The 19,552-nt window shown below is 61.2% G+C and carries 10 protein-coding genes and 2 pseudogenes; 5 read left to right on the top strand and 7 right to left on the bottom strand.

The annotated features are described in order from the left end of the window. Window positions 1-628: 628 nt before the first annotated feature. From ltrA to B5525_RS46555, 7 genes and pseudogenes are all read right to left on the bottom strand, one after another. On the bottom strand, window positions 629-2,104 hold the full coding sequence (ltrA, locus tag B5525_RS24400) for a group II intron reverse transcriptase/maturase (RefSeq protein ID WP_079568282.1): 1,476 nt from the start codon (window positions 2,102-2,104) through the stop codon (window positions 629-631). Between the two features lie 718 nt (window positions 2,105-2,822). Then, window positions 2,823-3,182 (bottom strand): annotated as a pseudogene (locus B5525_RS24390) (DUF1214 domain-containing protein); the annotation flags it as partial. 921 nt (window positions 3,183-4,103) lie between these two features. Then, window positions 4,104-4,553, bottom strand: a pseudogene (locus B5525_RS24380) (transposase); the annotation flags it as partial. Window positions 4,554-4,738: 185 nt separating this feature from the next. After that, a complete protein-coding gene (locus B5525_RS24375) occupies window positions 4,739-10,189 on the bottom strand; it encodes a trifunctional serine/threonine-protein kinase/ATP-binding protein/sensor histidine kinase (protein ID WP_154073872.1) in 5,451 nt (1,816 codons plus the stop codon). Between the two features lie 427 nt (window positions 10,190-10,616). Continuing rightward, the gene (locus B5525_RS24370) at window positions 10,617-10,955 is read right to left on the bottom strand and encodes a c-type cytochrome (RefSeq protein ID WP_079568279.1); all 339 of its coding nucleotides are present in this window, start codon (window positions 10,953-10,955) and stop codon (window positions 10,617-10,619) included. 68 nt (window positions 10,956-11,023) lie between these two features. Next, window positions 11,024-12,733, bottom strand: a complete 1,710-nt coding sequence (locus B5525_RS24365) for a pyrroloquinoline quinone-dependent dehydrogenase (protein ID WP_197687837.1) — start codon at window positions 12,731-12,733, stop codon at window positions 11,024-11,026. A 1,063-nt stretch (window positions 12,734-13,796) separates the two neighbouring features. Then, window positions 13,797-14,813, bottom strand: coding sequence for an integrase core domain-containing protein (locus B5525_RS46555; protein ID WP_079568276.1), 1,017 nt, complete (start codon window positions 14,811-14,813; stop codon window positions 13,797-13,799). Window positions 14,814-15,068: 255 nt separating this feature from the next. Between B5525_RS46555 and B5525_RS24350 the strand changes: the two genes are divergently transcribed. The 5 genes from B5525_RS24350 to B5525_RS24330 all read left to right on the top strand — a co-directional run bounded on the left by B5525_RS24350 (window position 15,069) and on the right by B5525_RS24330 (window position 19,453). After that, window positions 15,069-15,605, top strand: a complete 537-nt coding sequence (locus B5525_RS24350; protein WP_197687836.1) for a TetR/AcrR family transcriptional regulator — start codon at window positions 15,069-15,071, stop codon at window positions 15,603-15,605. A gap of 69 nt (window positions 15,606-15,674) precedes the next feature. Beyond that, window positions 15,675-16,415 (top strand): 3-oxoacyl-ACP reductase family protein, encoded by a 741-nt coding sequence (locus B5525_RS24345; RefSeq protein ID WP_079568274.1) that lies wholly within the window; start codon window positions 15,675-15,677, stop codon window positions 16,413-16,415. A gap of 57 nt (window positions 16,416-16,472) precedes the next feature. Continuing rightward, window positions 16,473-17,093 (top strand): TetR/AcrR family transcriptional regulator, encoded by a 621-nt coding sequence (locus B5525_RS24340; protein WP_079568273.1) that lies wholly within the window; start codon window positions 16,473-16,475, stop codon window positions 17,091-17,093. A 180-nt stretch (window positions 17,094-17,273) separates the two neighbouring features. Beyond that, window positions 17,274-18,212 (top strand): alpha/beta fold hydrolase, encoded by a 939-nt coding sequence (locus B5525_RS24335; protein WP_079568272.1) that lies wholly within the window; start codon window positions 17,274-17,276, stop codon window positions 18,210-18,212. A 269-nt stretch (window positions 18,213-18,481) separates the two neighbouring features. Then, window positions 18,482-19,453 carry a glutathione S-transferase family protein gene (locus tag B5525_RS24330; protein WP_079568271.1) on the top strand — a complete coding sequence of 324 codons (972 nt, stop codon included), beginning with the start codon at window positions 18,482-18,484 and terminating at the stop codon, window positions 19,451-19,453. The last annotated feature ends 99 nt before the right edge of the window (window positions 19,454-19,552 follow it).

The raw sequence follows: 19,552 nt of genomic DNA, 5'->3' as shown, positions 1-19,552 counted from the left end.
GCGGGCTACGATCAACTGCCACGCGCCGCTGCGCAGCTAGACTATCTATCGATAGATCGTTGTTTAATACGACTCCTGCTGAACTCTGTCAATCTCTATCTATCGATAGAACATGCGCTCGAGTGCTCTCGCCCGCCCAGAGGTCTTGCTGTCATGGGCGATGAACGAGATGGCTGCGCTGGATATTACCGCCTCCCCAGGGGTGGCGGCCCGCTCTATCGCGTCGAAGCGGTGCGCGATTGCCAGGCCAGATGCGATAAGACGCTGCCTAACACTGATTTGACGATGTCGCAACAGAAGCCTAACGGGTTGCTTTCATTGGGTCGCTGGACGGCTAAGGCGTAAGTGAGAAGCAGATTTATCTATGCCCTTGCATAGCAAGCCGCAGTGCCCTTCGGAATGCGCTGCGCTTTTCCTTGTGTACATGCTGTCGCCACTACCCCGGCGCAGCGGCTGGGCGTACTCTTCGCTCTGCTTCTCCCAACCGTATCAGCCTTCCCCGAAAGGGTTGTCGGGTTGGCCTGTGCATTGTCCTTTTCGAGGATTGCTCAGCGTATCGCGGTAGGGACGGCCATTACTGGCCGCCCCCCGCACAGATCCGGACTCGCCCGACTAAGGCATCCGGCTCCTACCTTGGGTGTCTGACGTCAAAGCGATCGTCGGGCCAAGGATGAAGGATGCGCGGCGGGGGAAGCCAGTCGGCGACCAACTTCGTCATGCGTTCCCATGTGAACCCATCTTTCTGACTGCGCCGCCGAAGCGTTCGTCGCCAGAGATCGGTCACATAATGCCGGAACGCCGAGAGCGCCCGACTGTTTGTCGGAACCGCGTAGTAGGCGAAGTGGCCAGCCACGACCTGCCTCAGCCATTTCCCTTGCTCTGGAATCGGCTGATGCATCCTGCGCAGTAGCTCCGCCTTGATATCCCCGAGCTTCCGCCGCATGCGGTCGCGTCGGGTCTTCCGTTGAAGCTGGAAGTTGCCGCGGCGAGATCGACCACAAATGAATGTGAAACCCAGGAACGCGAAGGTTTCCGGCTTTCCAAGCCCACGCAGCTTGCGATCGTTCGCAGCAAAGCGGCCGAACTCAATCAAGCGCGTCTTGTCCGGATGGAGCGACAGTGCAAATTCCCCGAGCCTGTCATGCATCGCATCAAGGAGGCGACGTGCGTCGCCCTCATGCTCGAAGCCGACAACCAGATCGTCGGCATATCGCACGACGATCATATCGCCCCGGGCCTCCTGCCGTCTCCAGCGCTCAGCCCAGAGGTCGAAGCAGTAATGCAGGTAAATGTTGGCTAGGATCGGCGAGACCACCGAGCCTTGGCCAGTTCCCCGGTCATCGACTGTCACGACCCCGTCTTCGAGTATGCCCGCTCTCAGCCATTTCTGGATGAGGCGGATGATGCGCTTGTCACCGATCCGATGTTCAAGGAAGCGAACTAGCCAGTCTTGGCTAACAGCCCCAAAGAAGTTCCGGATGTCGGCGTCAAGTATCCAGTTCACCTTTCTTGTTTTGATCGCTGTCGAAAGTGCGTCCAACGCATCATGCGGTCCTCGTCCGGGTCGGAACCCATAAGAGAAGCCGACGAAGTCGCCTTCGTAGATAGCATTGAGCACCATGACGGTCGCGCCCTGGACGATCTTATCCTCGAGCGCGGCGATCGCTAACGGCCGTTGTTTTCCATCCGCCTTGTCTATGTAGGCCCGGCGGGATGGTTGCGGCCGATAGGCTCCTCGGTGGACCCGTCCATGCAGATCCTCGATCCTGAGTTCGAGATCCGCCTCGTAGTCGTGCCATGTCACACCATCCACGCCGAGGGCGGCTTTACGTTTGAGCGCGTAGAACGCCGTCCGGAGCGTATCGGTACTGATATGGTGGAGGAGCGCGGTGAACTGTTCCTTCTTCCTCTGCCTTGCGGCTTGCCGTACGCGGCCGAGCGCCTGGATCACGCGAGCCCGGCTCTGCGCCCGGTGCGTGCTTTGCTGATCCGCGTTCCCCTTGGTCCCCGGCCTTGGCTCAACCGGCTCCGCCACGGGTCGCCCGGTTTTGTTCGTCGGCTTCGACACTACTATGCCGGAGTCAGACTTCTCTGAATCGTGCATCAACGGCTACGGCTCCTCACCTTCCCGCTACGGACCATCCAACCCAACAGGGCCTACGGCCGATCCAGAGATCTCCCGGTTCCCGCGCAAGGAGCGTCCGTACATGCCAGGGTCTCAGACCACGCCGGGTCCGACAGGCGATCGCAGTAGCGCGCCTGCCGATTTTTGCCTTCCGTCAAGTGAACAACGTCGGCACCCGGGTTGCTAACGATTTCGCGGCTCAATGGCTGGCCTATACGCTCCCCTACTGACGCTTCGCCGACGTCCTCGCGGACGCCTGCGCACAGATCGGGGCCGACGTGGATTGCTACTCCCTCATCGCAGTGGACTTTCACCACATACTCCTTGCCAGTCTCCCGGCGCACTCACTCGCGTTACGGCCTGCACACTCGCGCCGTCACCAATTCGTGACACGCTAATCGAAGGCTTCAGCCACTTCGTTGCCTCCATGACTGCTCCGATTGCTTCCCGCTGGAGCGGTTGCTGGGTGGGGTTCGCACCCACTGGAAAGCGCCGCCTTGTCACGGCGCACACCCGCAACAGACATTCCACAATTTTGAAATGGAAACGCGGCAGCGGGCGCCGCGGCCTGCGAAATGACGTGCGATAGCTGACTGACGGATGGCGTATCTGGATACATGGAATCCGGTCTCGGCCTGCGAATCGCAACAAAGCGCCGGCCGCGTCATCCGCGCCATGACGGCGGCCGGTATGAGTGCTAGTTCGCCACCGCGATGGCCGGCGGCTTCCAGGTGCCATTGCCAGCGGGCAATACCGAAGGTGCTTCGGTCTTCGGCCAATAGAGCCGCATCACCAGGTAGATCGGGCCATCCGGAGCCGGCAGCCAGTTGGACTCCTTGTCGGCGCCTGGTGATTTGTTCTGGATATAGAGGGTTAATGAGCCGTCCGCGTTCTTCTTCATGCCCGGCAACATCGGCGAATTGATCAGATAGCGGTTGATTGGGTTTTCGATCAGAAATTGGCTTTTGCCATCATACATAGTCACCGACCAAAAGGCGTCCACCGGCGGGAATTGTCTGGCAGGGAAAGTGATTGTGTAGGGTCGGCTACTCCGATCACGATCGATTTCGGGGCTATGTTCCCGTTCACTGTCGTTCCGGCCTACAACCTCCCTGTCTACGCTTCGCAACGGCCGTTACCGGACGCCACGCAAGACTCGGTTCGCGGCTGCTTGCTAGGCTTTGCCGCGGCCGTCATCGCAGACGGCAGACTTCAACGCGCTTGCAAGGCGCAACCCGCACAGATCCCGGCGTGCGCTGCTAACGCACCGGGCTCCTCCCTCGGGTCAGACGTCGTGCAACGAACGATGTAGTCACGCTCGTCGCCCGCCGTGCAGCCATCATTCGGATCGACGCGGCATTTCGGCTCAGTGTCCGAACCGCGGCCGCCTGACGGCTGTTCCCCTTGAGTGAGGCCCTTCCCTCCACGACTTCCGCCGGGAGTTGCCTCCCTTTGTTCAGTCGCTTCGCAAGTACTATGGCCTCATCCGACTTCTCATCCACGTACACATGCTCGGCGTGCGGCTTGTCGCCTTCCCAAGCCGGCCCGGCACACGAGTCCGGGCATGGATGAGACCTCCCAGGTTCCGCGCAAAGAGCGTCTCCACGTGCACAAGGTGTAAATAAGCGTCTAAGATTGACCCCTCCATCGCTTGATAGATCAAAAGCTTGGCTTGCCAATCGGCGTCGGGACCCCATATGTGGACGGCCCCCTCCTCGCAAGGCTGTCGTTGCAATGATTTGATCAGATCGCTTGCGTCCATATGTCCGGCCTGTTGGCGCCCTCGCATACGAACGCTGGCCAAGATGGTTTCCGCGACGCGAGTTCCAGACACGCCGGCGACCTTTGCGGCCAGTGGGGTCCACGGGGTGTCTCGCGTCTAGGATCGATCGATCACACCATCTGCTCGTCACCTTGCAAGTTCTGACATCGGCTCAGCACGGTTGCGGTTAGGTTACTCCCCGTGTCTGGCTGATTCTTACACCGCGGCCGCCGAAGCAATAGGCGTGGATGTCGCCGCGTAGTTTTCGCCTGTGACCATCAGTTTCCATGCGATGCGGGCCAATTTGTTGGCCAACGCTACGGCAGCCAGCTTCGGCGGCTTGCGCTTGAGAAGGTCGATGAGCCAGGGCGACGCGCGTCCTTTGCGGCCAACGGCATGCCTAATTACGGCGGTTGCCCCCGACACCAGCACGGCGCGCAAAGCTTCATCGCCAGCTCGCGTGATGACGCCGAGCTTGACCTTGCCGGCTGTTGAATGGTCCCTCGGCGTCAATCCGATCCAGGCTGCGAACTGGCGCCCCGATCGGAATAGCTCCGGCGCCGGGGTCTTCATCATCAGCAACGCCGCGCCGATCGGGCCGATGCCAGGAATCCTGGCGAGACGCCGGCTGCATTCGTCAGCCTTGTGCCAGGCCATGAGTTTGCCGGAGATCTCGGCGACTTGCTCCTCACAGTCCGTTTCCGAGGGAAGACCGGAAGTGGCGGCCGACAGTCTAAAATGATGCGATTGACGCCGAACTGACCTCGGAGCGTTGTGCGCAGCCGAGCATCATTTAACTGCGGCGACGTTTAATTTAACTGGCTGGCTGCATATGTCGCCGCGTGACGGTCTCAGCACCTCATCAATACGTGATCCGCGAAGGCGGGCACGGCGAATTGAACGATAGCCCCACGAGGCACGTTCGCGCTCGCCCACAATCGTCCCCCGTGAGCCTCGATAATCGAACGACAGATTGACAGCCCCATGCCCAAACCGCCGGGCTTGGTCGAGTAGAAGGGGTCGAAAATACGCTCGAGACTTTCCGGGGAAAAGCCCGACCCCAAATCCTTCACCGCAACGAGCACGCCATTCGATTCCGCCGGATCGGTGGTGATGAGCACCTCTCGGACTTCATCCGTGATCGCGTCCATGGCCTGGACCGCGTTAACAATGAGGTTGAGGACCACTTGCTGCAATTGGACGCGGTCTCCTTCGATGAGCGGCAAGCCGGCCGCGAGTTCTGTGTGCACTGAAACGCCGTTCTTCAGGGCTTCGCCTCGGGTGAGCTCAATCACCTCGCGGATGGCTGCGTTGATGTCCACGCAATCCTTCCGCGACGGTACCTTTTTTACGAGGCCATGGATCCGGTCGACGATGTCGCCCGCCCGAGTGCCGGCGTCAATGATGCGAGCGAGTGCCTGCCGCACCTCCTCCATATCCGGCGGTTGTCGATTCAGCCAGCGCAGGGCGGCCTGAGCGCCGAGGACGCTCGAAGTGATGGGCTGTTTCACTTCATGGGCGATCGAGGCTGTGAGCTGGCCCATCGTTGCGACCCGGTTCGCGTGCGCCAGTTCCACTTGCATCTCGCCATGGCGCCGTTCGCTCTCGCGGGCCTCGGCTTCCGCCCGCTTGCGCTCGGTCAAATCGAGCACGAACGCGACGCCCTGGTCTCCTTGTTCGTCGAAGGCGGCGGAGCTGATCAGCACGGGAATACGGCTGCCGTCCTTGCGGAGGTACTCTTTCTCGAAGGGTTGGGCGATCCCAGTCATATCTATTTCCACCTTGGCGCGCGCCGTGCGGTCGAACGAGTCCGGCGGCGTCAGGTCCGTCCAGGGCACGCGCCCCGACACGAGATCCTTGCGGTCATATCCCACCATGCGGAGAAACGTGTCATTCGCCTCGAGAAGCCGACCTTCTCGCTCCCAGAGGAAGATTCCGATGATGTTGGCATCTACCAGGCGCCGGATCTTCGCTTCGCGTTCTGCGAGGTCGCGGTACAAACGAGCATTCTCCAGCGCGATCGCCGCCTGCGAGGCAAGCAGCTTCAGCACCGGCATCCGGCTCGGTGCGAAGACCCCGGGGCTCAGGTTGTTCTCGAGGTAGAGCACGCCGATGACCCTGGCCTGGGTGATTAAGGGCAGGCAGAGAACGGACCGCGCTTGGCGCTCACGGAAATAGGGATCCTCGGCAAACGTGGGCTGGGCCACGGCGTCGTCGAGAATGACGCTATCGCGCGTGCGCAGGACAAAATGGACCACCGTCTCCGGTAGGACGGCCGCGGTCATGGGCTGATCCCGCTGCTGCACGACAACCGTGTCGCCACTCGTCGTCGCTTCTGCCCCGATCCGGGGCTCAGCCGCGCCAAGAATGATCAACAGACCTCGCTCGGCACCCGCCTGTTCGATGGCCGTGCGCATGAGCATGTCGATCAGCTTTTCCAGGACGATCTCGCCGGAGACGGCCCGTGAGACGTTGAGCACGGTCGCGAGATCGAGATGTTCGACGGGCGCCCCGATCGTGCTCGTTGGAGCGGGCGTTGGCTCGTCCTTCCGGAGCTGCGGATACATCTCATCGAGCTGCCGCACCTTGCCATCGGCTCCCCACCGCAGGTAGCCGTACCGGGCGTTTCGCAGGTAGAGATGCGCTATTTCATCGAAGCCACGGGCCGCGTAGAAGCGCGCAGCAAGTTCGTAGGCGAGCGCCTCGTTTTGGACGAAGCTATTGACGCGGGCAGAGCGGATGCCCTGTTGATAGAGCCGCATAGCATCGACGTCACGGCCTTCCAGGCGAGCGATCTCGGCTCCGACCAGCGCGGCGCGGTTTTCGAAGTTCTCCGGGCATTGCTCGGCCCAGATCTCGAGTTGCCGGTGATGGGCGGACAGCGCTGCGAAATGCGCTTCCCGCTGGTCGGCGGTGTCACAAACTGCGGCATGCGACAAAGCGCTGTAGAAGCGAAGATCGGCGACCTGGTAAATATACCCCGACGCCGTATGCCGTTGCGCCCTCGTTGCCGCCTCGATGGCCGAGGAATAGTCGCCGGCATGAAAGTGCGCCTGCACCTTTCGAATCCTGTACAGCCACTCGGCAAACGCTGAGTTCGGGTTTTTGGCGAACCGCGCGTCGCCGAACTCTTCATCGTCGAAGGAGCCAAATTTCCGCGTCAAGCCGCGCAGCGTCCGGACGAGCTCGAGGTGCGATCGGGTGATGGAAGCGACGTGTACCAACTGCGCCTTCTGCGCAAAAGCGAGACCACGCTCGGCCTCGCGCTGCACCTCGCTGAGCGGATCTCCCGATGCCAGAAGATTCTCGATTAGATACAAGCCGCTGTACCACCCCACAAACATGAGGTCGCCGATCTTGTTCGCGACTTCGAATCCACGATGCAGGAGATCACGTGCAGCCCGGACGTGCTGCGTATATGGGATCAGGAAATGCGCGAACAACATATAGGTCCGGGCTTGGAAACGCTTCAACCCGCGTCGTTCGACCAGCTCGCACCCGACCTTACCGAAGCGAGATCCGGCCTTGTAATCGCCGAATCGGTCACCCGCGATGAAGCCAAGCCTCACATAGATGTCGCACGAACCGTCGCTGTTACCACGCTCGAGGCTGAGATTCGCCGCCCAGCATATGGCGAGGGCATGAAAATTTGCTTCCATAAGCGTGAATGCAGCTGGCGCAACCTTCGTCAGAACGTCAATCGTCGCCAGGGATGCTGGATCAGTCATCAACGGCAGCTCAAGCATATCCTCGATCGAGCCGCTCCCGAGCCGCGACCATATCCGATCGTATTCACGTCGCACATCCTCGTCTGTCGGGTGCGGCGACCATTCGATACCCAGATGCCGGAGATAGTCGAGCCCGACGGCAATGGCGCGGCTGCTCTGAGCGAGAGTCGTGTACAGATCGATGTGTAGGCAGGCAACCGAGGCGCGTTCCATTGTATTTGCGGCGCGGGTGGAAAGCCCTTTCAACCGCTCGTCCGCGGTGGCCATCGCACCGGTGAGAAACTCGCATTCGGCCCGGAGCAGTTCCAGCTCGAAGGTAAACTCGTGGCGGCACTCCCAGGAGTCTTCCGGCAGCAGCGTCGCGCCGGTGACCAGATATGTCAACGCTGAGGCGTATGCTGTAGACGCCTTGGCGCGCTTACCCGCGAGCAGATTGAGCTGGGCCAGCTGCTCGCGCTCGTCTCGGGAGGTGATCAACGACGCGCCGCGGTCGAGCTGACTAACGATGTCGAAGATTGCCTCTTCCCGCTTCTCGGGAGGGATGTGCGCCGCGAGCCGCCTCCCTATCCGAAGGTGCGCCTCGCCGCGCAGCTCCTCCGGGATCAACGAATAGGCGGCTTCCTGAACGCGATCGTGGGCGAACCGGTAGGCGCCCGCCAGGCGCTCGACCAATTCCTGATGCACGGCCGGCCACAGAGCCGCGTCAACCAGTTCCTGCGACCTATCGAGGACGATCGAAAGCCTCGTGATCTCGGCGCTGTTTCCGAGGCAGGCCAGGTGCCGCAACGCATTCTGCGTGTCCGCCGGCAGGCGGGTGAGCTTCCCGACCATGAGGTCCACGACGTTGTCGGTGTAACCCTTGGCGTGAATGCGATCGAGATCCCATGACCAGCGCGCGGCATCATGGTCGAAGACGAGCATTCCCTCTTCGGCGAGCGAAGAGACGAACTGAATGGCGAAGAACGGATTTCCGCCCGTCTTCTCGCGCACCAGTTGCGCGAGCGACGCCGCGCGCTCCGGCTCGCAGCGAAGCGCGTCCGCGATCAGCTGCCCGAGGTGCTCCTGGGCGAGCGGCGCCAGCGTGATCTCCGCCACCTTGGCGCCGGCGTTCTTCAAGGCATCGAGCTTCTGCCTCAGCGGATGGGCGGCATCGACTTCGTTATCGCGATATGCGCCGATCAGCATGAAGTGCTGCAGATCCGACGGGGTCAAGAGATCCTCGAGCAGGTCGAGCGTCGCCGCGTCGAGCCATTGAAGATCGTCGAGGAAGAGCGCCAGCGGATGTTCCGGCCGGGCGAACACGCCGATAAACCGCCGAAACACCAGCTGGAAACGTCGCTGCGCGTCCTGCGGCGGAAGCTCAGGGACGGGCGGCTGGTCACCGATGATGAGCTTCAGCTCGGGAACGAGATCGGTCATGAGCCGGCCGTTCGGGCCCAGCGTCTCCAGAAGGGCGTCGCGCCAACCGCCAAGCTCGGTATCGCTCTTCCCGAGGAGAGGCCGAACAAGGCTGTGAAAAGCCTGGGCCAGCGTCGCATAAGGAATGTCGCGCTTGTACTGGTCGAACTTGCCCGACGCGAAAAGCCCACGGGGCGGAACGAGCATCTTGTGCAGTTCATTGACGACCGAGGACTTGCCGATCCCGGAGTATCCCGAGACTAGCACCAGCTCCGGCGCGCCGCTCTTGATGACGCGATCGAAGCCGCCGAGTAAGGTGTCGAGGTCGCGCGCCCGCCCGTATAGCTTCTCCGGCAACCGCAGCCGGTCCGGCGTGTCCTTTCGGCCGAGCGGGAAGTCGTTGATGTAATCCTGGGCTTCCCATTGGGCCAGGCAGCGCCGCAGATCACTCGCCACGCCAGCCGCCGTCTGATATCGCTCCTCGGCGGTCTTGGCGAGCAGTTTCATGATGATGGCCGAGACCGGGGCCGGAACATTCTCCAGCCGCTCGCTTGGCGGCACTGGCTTTCTGGCGATATGACAGTGGATCCAATCCATGGGATCGGCCGCGGTGAAAGGTAGTGAGCCGGTGAGCATCTGGTACAGCGTGACGCCGAGCGCGTAGAGATCGCTGCGGGCGTCGATCGAGCGGTTCATGCGTCCGGTCTGCTCGGGGGCCATATAGGCGAGCGTGCCTGCAATGGTCTCGGGCGGCTCGGGCGCCTGCCGCTCGCGGAGCAGGCGCGAGGCGATGCCGAACCCGGTAAGCCTGACTTCTCCGGTCGCGCGGTTCACCAGGATATGCGCCGGCTTGAGGTCCTTGTGGACCAGGCCGCGCTGGTGCGCCTTACCCAGGGCGGTGGCGATGCCGATGGCGAGGCGCAAGAAGCGTCCCAGCTCCAGAGGCGCGCCGAGCAGCCCATCGAGCGGCTCGCCGCCAGGATCCTCGAGCACCAACATGTGCTGACTGCCATTGCGCCCGAACTCGAGCGGCCGCACCGCCCAGGTACCGTCCAGCTCATCCTTCAAGCTGTATTCGTGAGCGAGTCGATCGAGCGTGGCAGCGCGCGGGCTTTCGGAGGCGGGCAACACCGCCAGCACGGCTCTGCGTCCGCCATCGGTGCCTCGATACGATATTCTGCATAAGAGGAGGTCACCGTCTTCCGATAAGACTTGACGGCTGCTATCCCCAAGAGCGTCGAGCCAAGAAGATCGCGTCGACTGCTGGCCTCGCCCATCAAGTGGGCGCCCGCCATCGCGCTGAGTTGGGCCGCTTCCGCCACCTGCCAAGCGATGAGCTCCTACACTGGCGGCGCTTCCGGCCGCAGCGACAAGCAGATGCGATCTTACCCGTTTTTGATCGAAATGCCATCCGGAGCCTCAGTCCGCCGTCCGGACGTCGCACTTCGCGTCGCTCTCAGGATTGATCGGCACGGCCGCTGTCGAAGTGTACGCGGACCGTATCGGTCTCGATGACGAGCCATGCGGCCACCGCAACAGAGACAGGATCAGGTCGGCTCGGATGCACCATTTTTCGGCGGGTGTCCGGGGCGTCCGCCGGCGGCTACTTCGGTTGCTGGCTGATCGACATGACGTACGCCGTCGCTTGCCAGATCTCTTCATCGGTCAGCACATCTCGCCAGGCCGGCATACGGAGGCCTCTCTTCTCTCGGCCATCGGCAATCGATTGGAAGATGTCCTCGGGGTCAAGCCCGCGCTGCGTCAGATTAACGCCGCCTCTGCCGTCAGCCCCGTGACAATGGGCACACTGCTTGGCCAAAAAAAGATCATGGCCCGCCGCAATCATTTTCGGGTCTTTGAGGTTCGGAACGTCTTTTTCCGCGAAGGCCACCTCGCTGACGAGGATCCCGGCAACGACCATTATCAAGAATCCGCGCGTCATGGCAACGACCCCGACCGTTGAGCGCGAAGGGCGGCCGGGAGTCGGCCGCCCTTCGTTGCTTACCTCGCCTATTTCGGAAGTTTGAAGGCGATCAGGGTCGAAGCTGCTGGAATGTTTGCCAGTTGGGGGAACAACGGTGGAAGCAGGATCGCGGCGTAGGATCCCCAACCACTTGGCACCAGGATGTACTGCTCGCCGTCGATCGCGTAGCTGATGATGCCGCTACGCATTCCAGAGCCCGTATTGAAACTCCACAGCAGCTTTCCGGTGTCGGCGTCGAGAGCCCGCAGCGTGCCCAGAGGGTCGCCGTTGAACACCAGGCCGCCGCCTGTGGTCAGGGCACTAGCAAAGCCGGGGATTTCCATCTCATAGCTCCACTTGCGCTCACCCGTAAACGGATCGCGCGCATCGAGCCGACCAGGCTTGCGACCATCGGGCGCCAGCACCAGACGCCCGAAATCATTGGAGCCGGTGTGACCAGTGGCGTAGTCCTTCGGGTCGTCCTTCTGGGCGACCGGTTTTAGGTACCCGCAGAAATCCAGTACATTGTTGTACCACAACCCGCTCTTCGGGTTGTAGGCGCCCGCATTCCAGCTACGCCCGCCAAAGGTCGACGGGCAGACCAGCGTCTCCTCGTTCATTGGCAGTTCGAGGCGGCCGATCAATTCTCCGGTCTTCTTGTCGATGTCCTTTACAAAATTCTTGACGTCGCTGAGCGGCCAAATGTTTTCGATTTTCCCGTCATTCTTGTCGAGGACGAAAGCATAGCCGCTCTTGTTCATGTGGACGATCAAGTCCTTGCCGTCCTTCTTGTACAGCATCACCTCGTAAGCCGAATCGTAATCCCACACATCCTGTTTGATCTCCTGCCGGTGCCATTTCAGCTGACCGGTCCTGGGATCGAGCGCGACGACTGAATCGGTGTAGAGATTATCGCCTTCCCGGTCTGCGTTGATGAAGTCCTTTCCCGGATTGCCGGTGCCATAGAAGACAGTGTTTGTCTCCGCGTCATAGGTACCCGGCATCCAGGCGCCGCCGCCCCCATATTTGCTGCTCTCGCCCGGCCAACTCTTCGGGTCGTTCTTGATGGTGTTGAATTCCCAGAGCTTCTTGCCGCTTTTTGCGTCGACCCCGTAGATTTTCCCTTGGGTCGCGAGTTCGCCGGCTGTCGAGCCGAAAGTCAGGATGTCGCCGGCAACGACGGGCGGCGACGTGAAATTGCAGCCATGGCAGTTCGTGAAATCGGTTAATTGGACCTCCCAAATTACCTTGCCGGTTTTTTGATCTAGAGCGATGCCGCGCCCATCCACAGTCCCGATGAAGACCATGCGGTGGCCCACCGCGACGCCACGGCTATAAGGCGAGAACAGCACCTTCTTCGTGAGCGGATCAAGCTTTGGCTCATAGCTCCAGAGTTCCCGCCCAGTCTTTCCGTCGAGCGCCGCCACCCGATTGCCAGCCGTTATCGAATAGATTACCCCGTCTATGGCCAACGGGGTTTCCTGAATCCCCATCGTGATATCGCCGCCCTGGGCGATCCAGGCGACTGAAAGTTTGCTGACGTTATCCTTGTTGATCTGGTCGAGCGGGCTGTAGCGCCACGCATTGCTCGTCCGATGATATTGCGGCCAATTGTTGGGGTCTTCGGCGCCCGGATCCGCCGCAAGGGCAACCGTTGCAGTGCTGAGCAGGCAAGCGAGACCGAGACTTGCCGCCATAGTCATTTTATTCATGATCGCTGCTCCCTCAGATGGTTCAAGGTCTTCTTCCAAGGTCATTGCGACGGCCCCAGCTACTAAAAGAGCCGAGGGCAACCATATCTGAAGCCGGTCTTCGCAACGCGACGGCGCGCTGCAAAACAAGCTGTTGTACGGTCCGGCATGAGGCAAAGGCTAAAGAAGGCGAGGCCAGCCCACCCTAAGGAATGATCTGGCCGATCATGAATTCGGCGATCGTCACACCCAGTTCGCAGTGTTCCTGCGCGTGAACCGGAGGCGTCAACGCAAGCGCGACCACCGCCGCGCACCGGGCGCGTTCCCGCTTGGCGTTGCTCGCAGAGCCAGCAGCTGGAAGTCACCTTAAACTCCCTTGCGCAATGGTCAGAAAATTGCGCCCGCAGGCGCGCGATGTCAATCAGCCGCCCGAACATACCGATCGCCGTGGGGTGACTGCAGGCGTGGAAATATTTTCTTCGGGTCGATGCTATCCGCCTCCCGGGCTACCGGCGCCTGCAGGCGGAGCGGACGAAAGCCGGCGGCCGCTTCCGATGGCCCTGCTCATCGGCTGGCCGAAGCGCTGCACCTAAGGTAGCGGCCGCCTGCTTGGCGCAATTCGCGATCGGCTCCGCACGGCCGGTCATTCCCGCCGCGATGCGCTACCGCGCTATGGCGGACCGCGAAGCACGCGGGCTATCTGTCACCATGAAAGGCGAGTTGGGACGTACGCTCGGGAGCCGGAGGGCCTCAACCGGTACTAATGTCCGGCACCCACCAAACGGTGATAGCTCTGAGCTGCGTTAACCGTACGACAAACAACTTTTCCAATTCCTCCATCTTTTCGAGCCTGCCCTTCAACAGCCTGAATCCATCCCGAGCTTACGATGACCGAGTTGCTCGGTTTGAGGGATTGGCAATGAGGATAGTGGGGCTCTCAATTGGTTGTCTGGTCCTCCTAGCGGCAATAGCGATTAAGGCTGGGACGGCAGCGTCGCGTCCTCCGGCTATCGAACCCCTACCGGATCAAACGACCGCTGGCTCAGGCGTTCCGCAGGACACCCTGACGAAGGCGGACAAGCTTGAAATCGCCTACGTGCGCAAGGTGGCCCCTGTGTGTACCGAAACCTCAAACCCGGACGTAATGGTGATGAAGCCCGCCGAGTATCGGATGTGAACGAATGATTCCAGTCAGCTGAAGCGGGCGAGAGACCGGCGCATCTTTGTTCAGTGACCGATGCGTTCTGACGCCGTTGTAGTAGTCGGCATAGGATTTTAGAATCCGACGCAAATGCGCTTCGCCCCGGATGATAACATGATCGAGACACTCACGCCGGATCGATCCGATCAGCCGTTCGGCAAAGCCGTTCTGCCAGGGCGAGGCTGGTGCGGTAGGCTTGTCCCGGATACCCATGGCACGCTGTCGGCGTGTGACGACGGCATCATAGATCCGATCGCGGTCCCGGATCATGTAGCGCGGAGCCTCGTTCCAAGGAAACGCCTCCGTTATTTGACGTGCGACCCATTCTGACGTGGGATTCGTCGTGACGTTGATCCAGACAAGGTCTCTGCGGTCGAGCCGGACGATGACGAAGGCATAGAGCAGGTCGAAACCGATAGTTGGAACAACGAACAGGTCCATGGCGGCAATGTCCGGCGCGTGGTTACGCAAGAAGGTTCGCCATCCCTGGCTGGGTGGTCCCCGTCGTTTGACCATGTACTTGGCGACGCTCGACTGCGCGATCTCAAACCCGAGCTTGAGCAGTTCGCCGTGGATGCGTGGCGCACCCCAAAGCGGATTTTCGACGCTCATCCGCCGGATCAATACGCGCAGCTCCGTTTCGATCTGCGGTCGCCCTCCCTGTGGGCGCGACTTCCAACGCCAGTAGCAGCGAAAGCCGGCCCTGTGCCAACGCACGAGCGTCTCGGGCCGGATGATTGTGAGAACCTTCAGGATTGATGGAAACCAGTGATACAGCTGGATAAAGAACCAGCGATCATTGTTCGTGAGTCGGACACGACCATGCAGCCTACGCCTCAAGACATTCAACTGATGTCGAAGCACCGCGTTCTCAGCTTCAAGCCGCAACTTCGACTTGAATGGAAAGGCTAGGACGGCCAGAACGTAACAGAGCAGCCCGATCATTCCGCCAGCTTATGCGATTCCATCACGTCATCAACTCGGATAAGGTTTTCGGTACACACAAGGCTTTCGGACGCCGGCCGCCGAACTCGCGGTGCCGTCCATCATGCGGCCGGCATCCGAAACCCTTCACAACAACAGCCGTTAGAATGCTTCCATTGCCGGATGCGCCGTTATTGACAGATCAGTCCAAATTGGCTAATCACGGCCATGGCAAGGCCGAGGGAATTTGACCGCGATGCAGCCGTGCAACGGGCGATGTCCGTTTTCTGGCGAAAGGGCTATGCTGCAACTTCTACGGACGATCTGCTGCGTGCAATGAATATCGGCCGGCAGAGCATGTACGACACGTTTGGCGACAAACACCGCCTTTATCTGGAAGCGCTTGAGAGATATCAGCGAGAGAGCGTTGCCGAGAACATCAGGCGACTGCGATCGACCGCTTCGCCGCTGGCCGGCGTTGAAGCGCTTGTTATCGGCATCATTGCTTCAGATAAATCCACGCGCGAGAGGGGCTGCATGGGTGTCGGCTCCATCTGCGAATTCGGAAACACTGACACCGACCTGGCAGCACTGCGCGCCAAGAGCGGTGGCCCGCAGCACAAGGCTCTGATCGAGCGGCTACGGCACGCGCAAGCGGCAAACGAAATCGGAGCGAATGTCCATATCGAGCGTGCCGCGCGCTTCGTGGAAACAACGATGTTCGGACTCCAGGTCGCAGCAAAGGCAGGAGCTTCTCTTCAATCTCTGCGCGACACGGCCGCCTTTGCGATCGCAAGTTTGAGAAATCAGTAGTTTCGCGGCGGTGCTGCGAGCATAGGCCTGGACACTTTTGGACTTATTAGTCAATAACGGAGAGAGCATATGTATAACGAACCTACGCTAATCGATAAGGTCGCCCTTGTTGTTGGGGGCTCTCGGGGCATTGGTGCGGCGATCGTGAGGCGACTTGCTGCGAACGGCGCGTCGGTTGCGCTGACCTACGCCAACTCGGCGGAGAAGGCGTCTGAAACCGCCCGCGCGGCGGAAGCGCATGGCCAGCCCGTGATCGCGATCAAAGCCGACAGCGCCGATCCAAAAGCCGTCGTGGATGCGGTGGCACAGACGATCGCACGCTTTGGCCATCTGGACATTCTGGTCGTCAATGCCGGGATCTTAATACGCGGCACGGTGGACAAGTATGATCTTGCCGACTTCGATTGTATGATGGCGACGAATGTGCGTGGCGTCTTCGTCGCGATCCAGGCATCGTGCCCCCATCTCAGGGAAGGCGGACGGATTATCACAATCGGCAGCAATACGGCTGTTCGAACTGCATTCCCGGGAGCAAGCGTTTACTCGATGACAAAGGGCGCTGTTGCCTCGCTGGTGCGGGGCATCGCTATCGATCTCGCGCCGCGCGGGATTACCGTCAATAACGTCCAGCCCGGACCCACCGAAACAGACATGACAGCTGCTTACGCCGAGATGGTGAAGCCACTGGTGCCCCTCGGACGCATGGGTAAGCCTGAAGAGATCGCTGGGCTAGTGGCCTATCTCGCAAGCCCCGAGGCCGGTTTCATTACCGGCTCCAGCCAGACGATAGACGGTGGTTATGTCGCATGACGAACTAAGTCTAAATCAGGCTTGATTAGGAAGTGATCTCTTCCTATTATCCCGCCTATGGACAGATCAGTCACACCTTCTCCGGGGCCTCGCAGTCCCGGACGCCCACGGGAGTTCGATCTCGATGACGCGCTGGACAAGGCCATCGGCACGTTCAGCGAGAACGGCTATCACGCCACCTCGCTCGGCAAACTCACGGCTGCGATGGAGATCGCCGAGGGCAGCCTCTACAAGGCCTTCCGCGACAAACGTGGCGTCTTCCTGGCTGCGTTCGAGCGCTACGTCATGCTGCGCAGCGAGCTGCTGGCGCAGGAGCTGGCAAACACACGAACCGGACGCGACAAGGTCAGGGCCACACTCGCCGTCTATGCCGAATACAGCCACGGCAAGACCGGCCGGCGCGGCTGCCTCGTCGTGGGCTGTGCTGTCGATCTCGCAAGCTCCGATCCCGCAATGGCGAAGCGCGTCGCCGCCGTGCTCGCGAGCCAAGAAAGGCGTCTCGTCGAGTTCATTCGAGAGGGACAGGAAGATGGCTCCGTTTCCTCGCGGGTCGATGCCGCCGTCACCGCCCGCCTGCTGCTCTGCGTGGTGCAGGGAATGCGTGTCCTGGGCAAGACCGGCCGCTCCCGTGAGGAGATGTCGAGCCTCGTCGATAGCACGTTGAAGCTACTCGACTGAGCATTTGCCTAATTTGGAAGAGGTCTCTTTCTATATGGAACCAACCATACCAATCCACCCCGCGACCGAAACCAGGCCTTCACAGCTCCTTTCGCCGCGCCTCGCTCGGCCTCACGCCGGCGGCGGTGGGCCTCGTCGTGACGCTGACGCAACTCGGCAGACCCGACCAAGGAGTACACCATGACGCATGACATTGTTCAAACCTCCGCCGCGGACACGTTGCCGCCTTTCGACCCTGCGACGTTCTGGACGCAGTTCCATCACGATACCGTCGCTATCAAGGGCGTGCGGCTGCATTTCGTCGAAGGCGGCAGCGGCGCGCCGATCCTGCTGCTGCCCGGCTGGCCGCAGAGCTGGTACGCATGGCGTTATGTGATGCCGCTGCTCGCCAAGGCCGGCCGGCGCGTGATCGCGCTCGACCCGCGCGGCATGGGCGACTCCGATCGGCCCGCCTCTGGCTACGAGATGCGCACCGTGGCCACCGAGCTTCATGACTTCGTCGAGGCGCTGAGACTGACGGCGAACGGGCCTGTCGACATCGTCGGTCACGATATGGGCACCTGGATCGGCTATGCCTATGCCGCCGAATGGCCCGGCGACGTGAAGCGGCTCGCCGTGTTCGACGCGGCGCTGCCCGGCATCACCCCGCCGCCTCCGGCCGGCATTCCCTCGGCGGAGGCGAATGTGAAGACCTGGCACCTCGCCTTCAATCGGCTCGATGACCTGCCGGAGATCCTGCTGCAGGGACGCGAGCGGGAGCTCCTGACTTGGCTGTTCAGGGCCAAATCCACTCGTCCCTGGACGATCACGCCGGCGGATCTCGGTGAATATGTACGCGTCAATGCCGCCCCCGGCGCGACGCGGGCGGCGCTTTCCTACCAGCGACACAATCTCGGACCCGAAGGAATCGCGCACACCCGGGCGCGCGCCGAGCGCAAGCTCGCCATGCCGGTACTCGCTGTCGGCGCGGAGAGCGGAGTCGGCGCCATGCTGCTCGACACGATGCGCTTGGTCGCGGCGGATGTTCAGGGTGCTGTGTTTGCTGGCTGTGGGCACTATATGCCCGAAGAAGCCCCCCGCGCTGTCGCCGAGCAAATCATCAGGTTCATGTGTAAATGAGCGCTGCCGCAAGCCCACCGCGAGAGGGAATAGAGAGCCATCGACCGGCCCGGTTTCTACATCGAGCCGACCATTCTGACCGGTACCGTCAAGGGAATCCGGTCTCGCAAGAACTATTCGGTCCTGTCGCGTCCTTCTACGCGTCGAGAATGAGAAGGAGGCGATCGCACTCGCGAACGACACTAATCGTAAAGTCGTCAACGTCGCACCGCCCGGGCTCGCCGCCGTGGGGGCCGTACGCCTCGGCGACGATTTGGAAGGAGAATGAAATGGGATTGCTCATTGACGGTCGTTGGCACGATCAGTGGTACGATACCTCGGCCAGCGGCGGACGTTTCGTGCGTCGAGACAGCGTTTTCCGCAGTTGGGTTACCACTGACGGTACGCCCGGCCCGACGGGGGTCGGCGGATACAGGGCCGAGCCCGGGCGCTATCATCTCTATGTTTCCCTGGCCTGCCCCTGGGCGCATCGGACCCTGATCTTCCGCACCCTGAAGGGGCTTACGCCACTCATCGACGTCTCGGTTGTGCATTGGCTCATGGCCGAGCAGGGCTGGAGCTTCGCCGCAGGCGATGGCGTGGTTCCCGATCCTATCGGCGGCGCGCACTATCTGCACGAGGTCTACACGAGGTCGGACCCGACCTACTCGGGCCATGTCACGGTTCCGGTTCTGTGGGACAAGAAGACCGGCACGATCGTGAACAACGAGTCGTCCGAGATCATTCGCATGTTCAACACTGCCTTCGACGGCATCGGCGCGAAGGCAGGCGACTATTATCCCGAGGCGCTCAGGACCGAGATCGACGGCTTGAATGCGCGCATCTATGCGACGGTCAACAACGGCGTCTACCGGGCCGGTTTTGCAACGACGCAGGAAGCCTATGAGGAGGCCGTCGGCCCCCTCTTCCAGACACTAGACTGGCTCGAGGATCGCCTGTCATCCCGGCGCTTTCTAACAGGCGGGGAAATCACGGAGGCCGACTGGCGGCTGTTCACGACGCTGATCCGGTTCGATCCCGTCTATGTCGGCCATTTCAAATGCAACATCCGGCGGATTGCCGACTATCCGCGCCTTTCTGACTATATGCGCACCCTGTTCCGGATCGACGGCGTCGCAGCGACTGTCAATCTTGGGCACATCAAGCGCCATTACCATCAGAGCCACCGCAAATTGAATCCGAGTGGCATCGTTCCGGTAGGACCGGAGCTTGCGTTCATGTCGAAAGCCTCAGCGGAATAGACGACTCAGCGCTAGGCTATGAGCGGCCTGAGACCTAGTGAATGGCCGCTTCGCGCCACAAGCGGCCGTTCCTCAGCCGCTCGTTTTTTGCGAGCCGAT

It is taken from the genome of Bradyrhizobium erythrophlei (assembly GCF_900129505.1).
GTDB classification, from domain to species: Bacteria; Pseudomonadota; Alphaproteobacteria; order Rhizobiales; family Xanthobacteraceae; genus Bradyrhizobium; species Bradyrhizobium erythrophlei_D.
Note: the sequence above shows the minus strand (reverse complement) of the source record. Positions and strands in the feature narration are given on the sequence as shown.

Coding starts and splice junctions, on each gene's coding strand:
- ltrA (WP_079568282.1), bottom strand. CDS start 2,104: ATGCACGATTCAGAGAAGTCTGACTCCGGCATAGTAGTGTCGAAGCCG.
- B5525_RS24370 (WP_079568279.1), bottom strand. CDS start 10,955: ATGACGCGCGGATTCTTGATAATGGTCGTTGCCGGGATCCTCGTCAGC.
- B5525_RS24365 (WP_197687837.1), bottom strand. CDS start 12,733: ATGACCTTGGAAGAAGACCTTGAACCATCTGAGGGAGCAGCGATCATG.
- B5525_RS46555 (WP_079568276.1), bottom strand. CDS start 14,813: ATGATCGGGCTGCTCTGTTACGTTCTGGCCGTCCTAGCCTTTCCATTC.
- B5525_RS24350 (WP_197687836.1), top strand. CDS start 15,069: ATGTCCGTTTTCTGGCGAAAGGGCTATGCTGCAACTTCTACGGACGAT.
- B5525_RS24345 (WP_079568274.1), top strand. CDS start 15,675: ATGTATAACGAACCTACGCTAATCGATAAGGTCGCCCTTGTTGTTGGG.
- B5525_RS24340 (WP_079568273.1), top strand. CDS start 16,473: ATGGACAGATCAGTCACACCTTCTCCGGGGCCTCGCAGTCCCGGACGC.
- B5525_RS24335 (WP_079568272.1), top strand. CDS start 17,274: ATGACGCATGACATTGTTCAAACCTCCGCCGCGGACACGTTGCCGCCT.
- B5525_RS24330 (WP_079568271.1), top strand. CDS start 18,482: ATGGGATTGCTCATTGACGGTCGTTGGCACGATCAGTGGTACGATACC.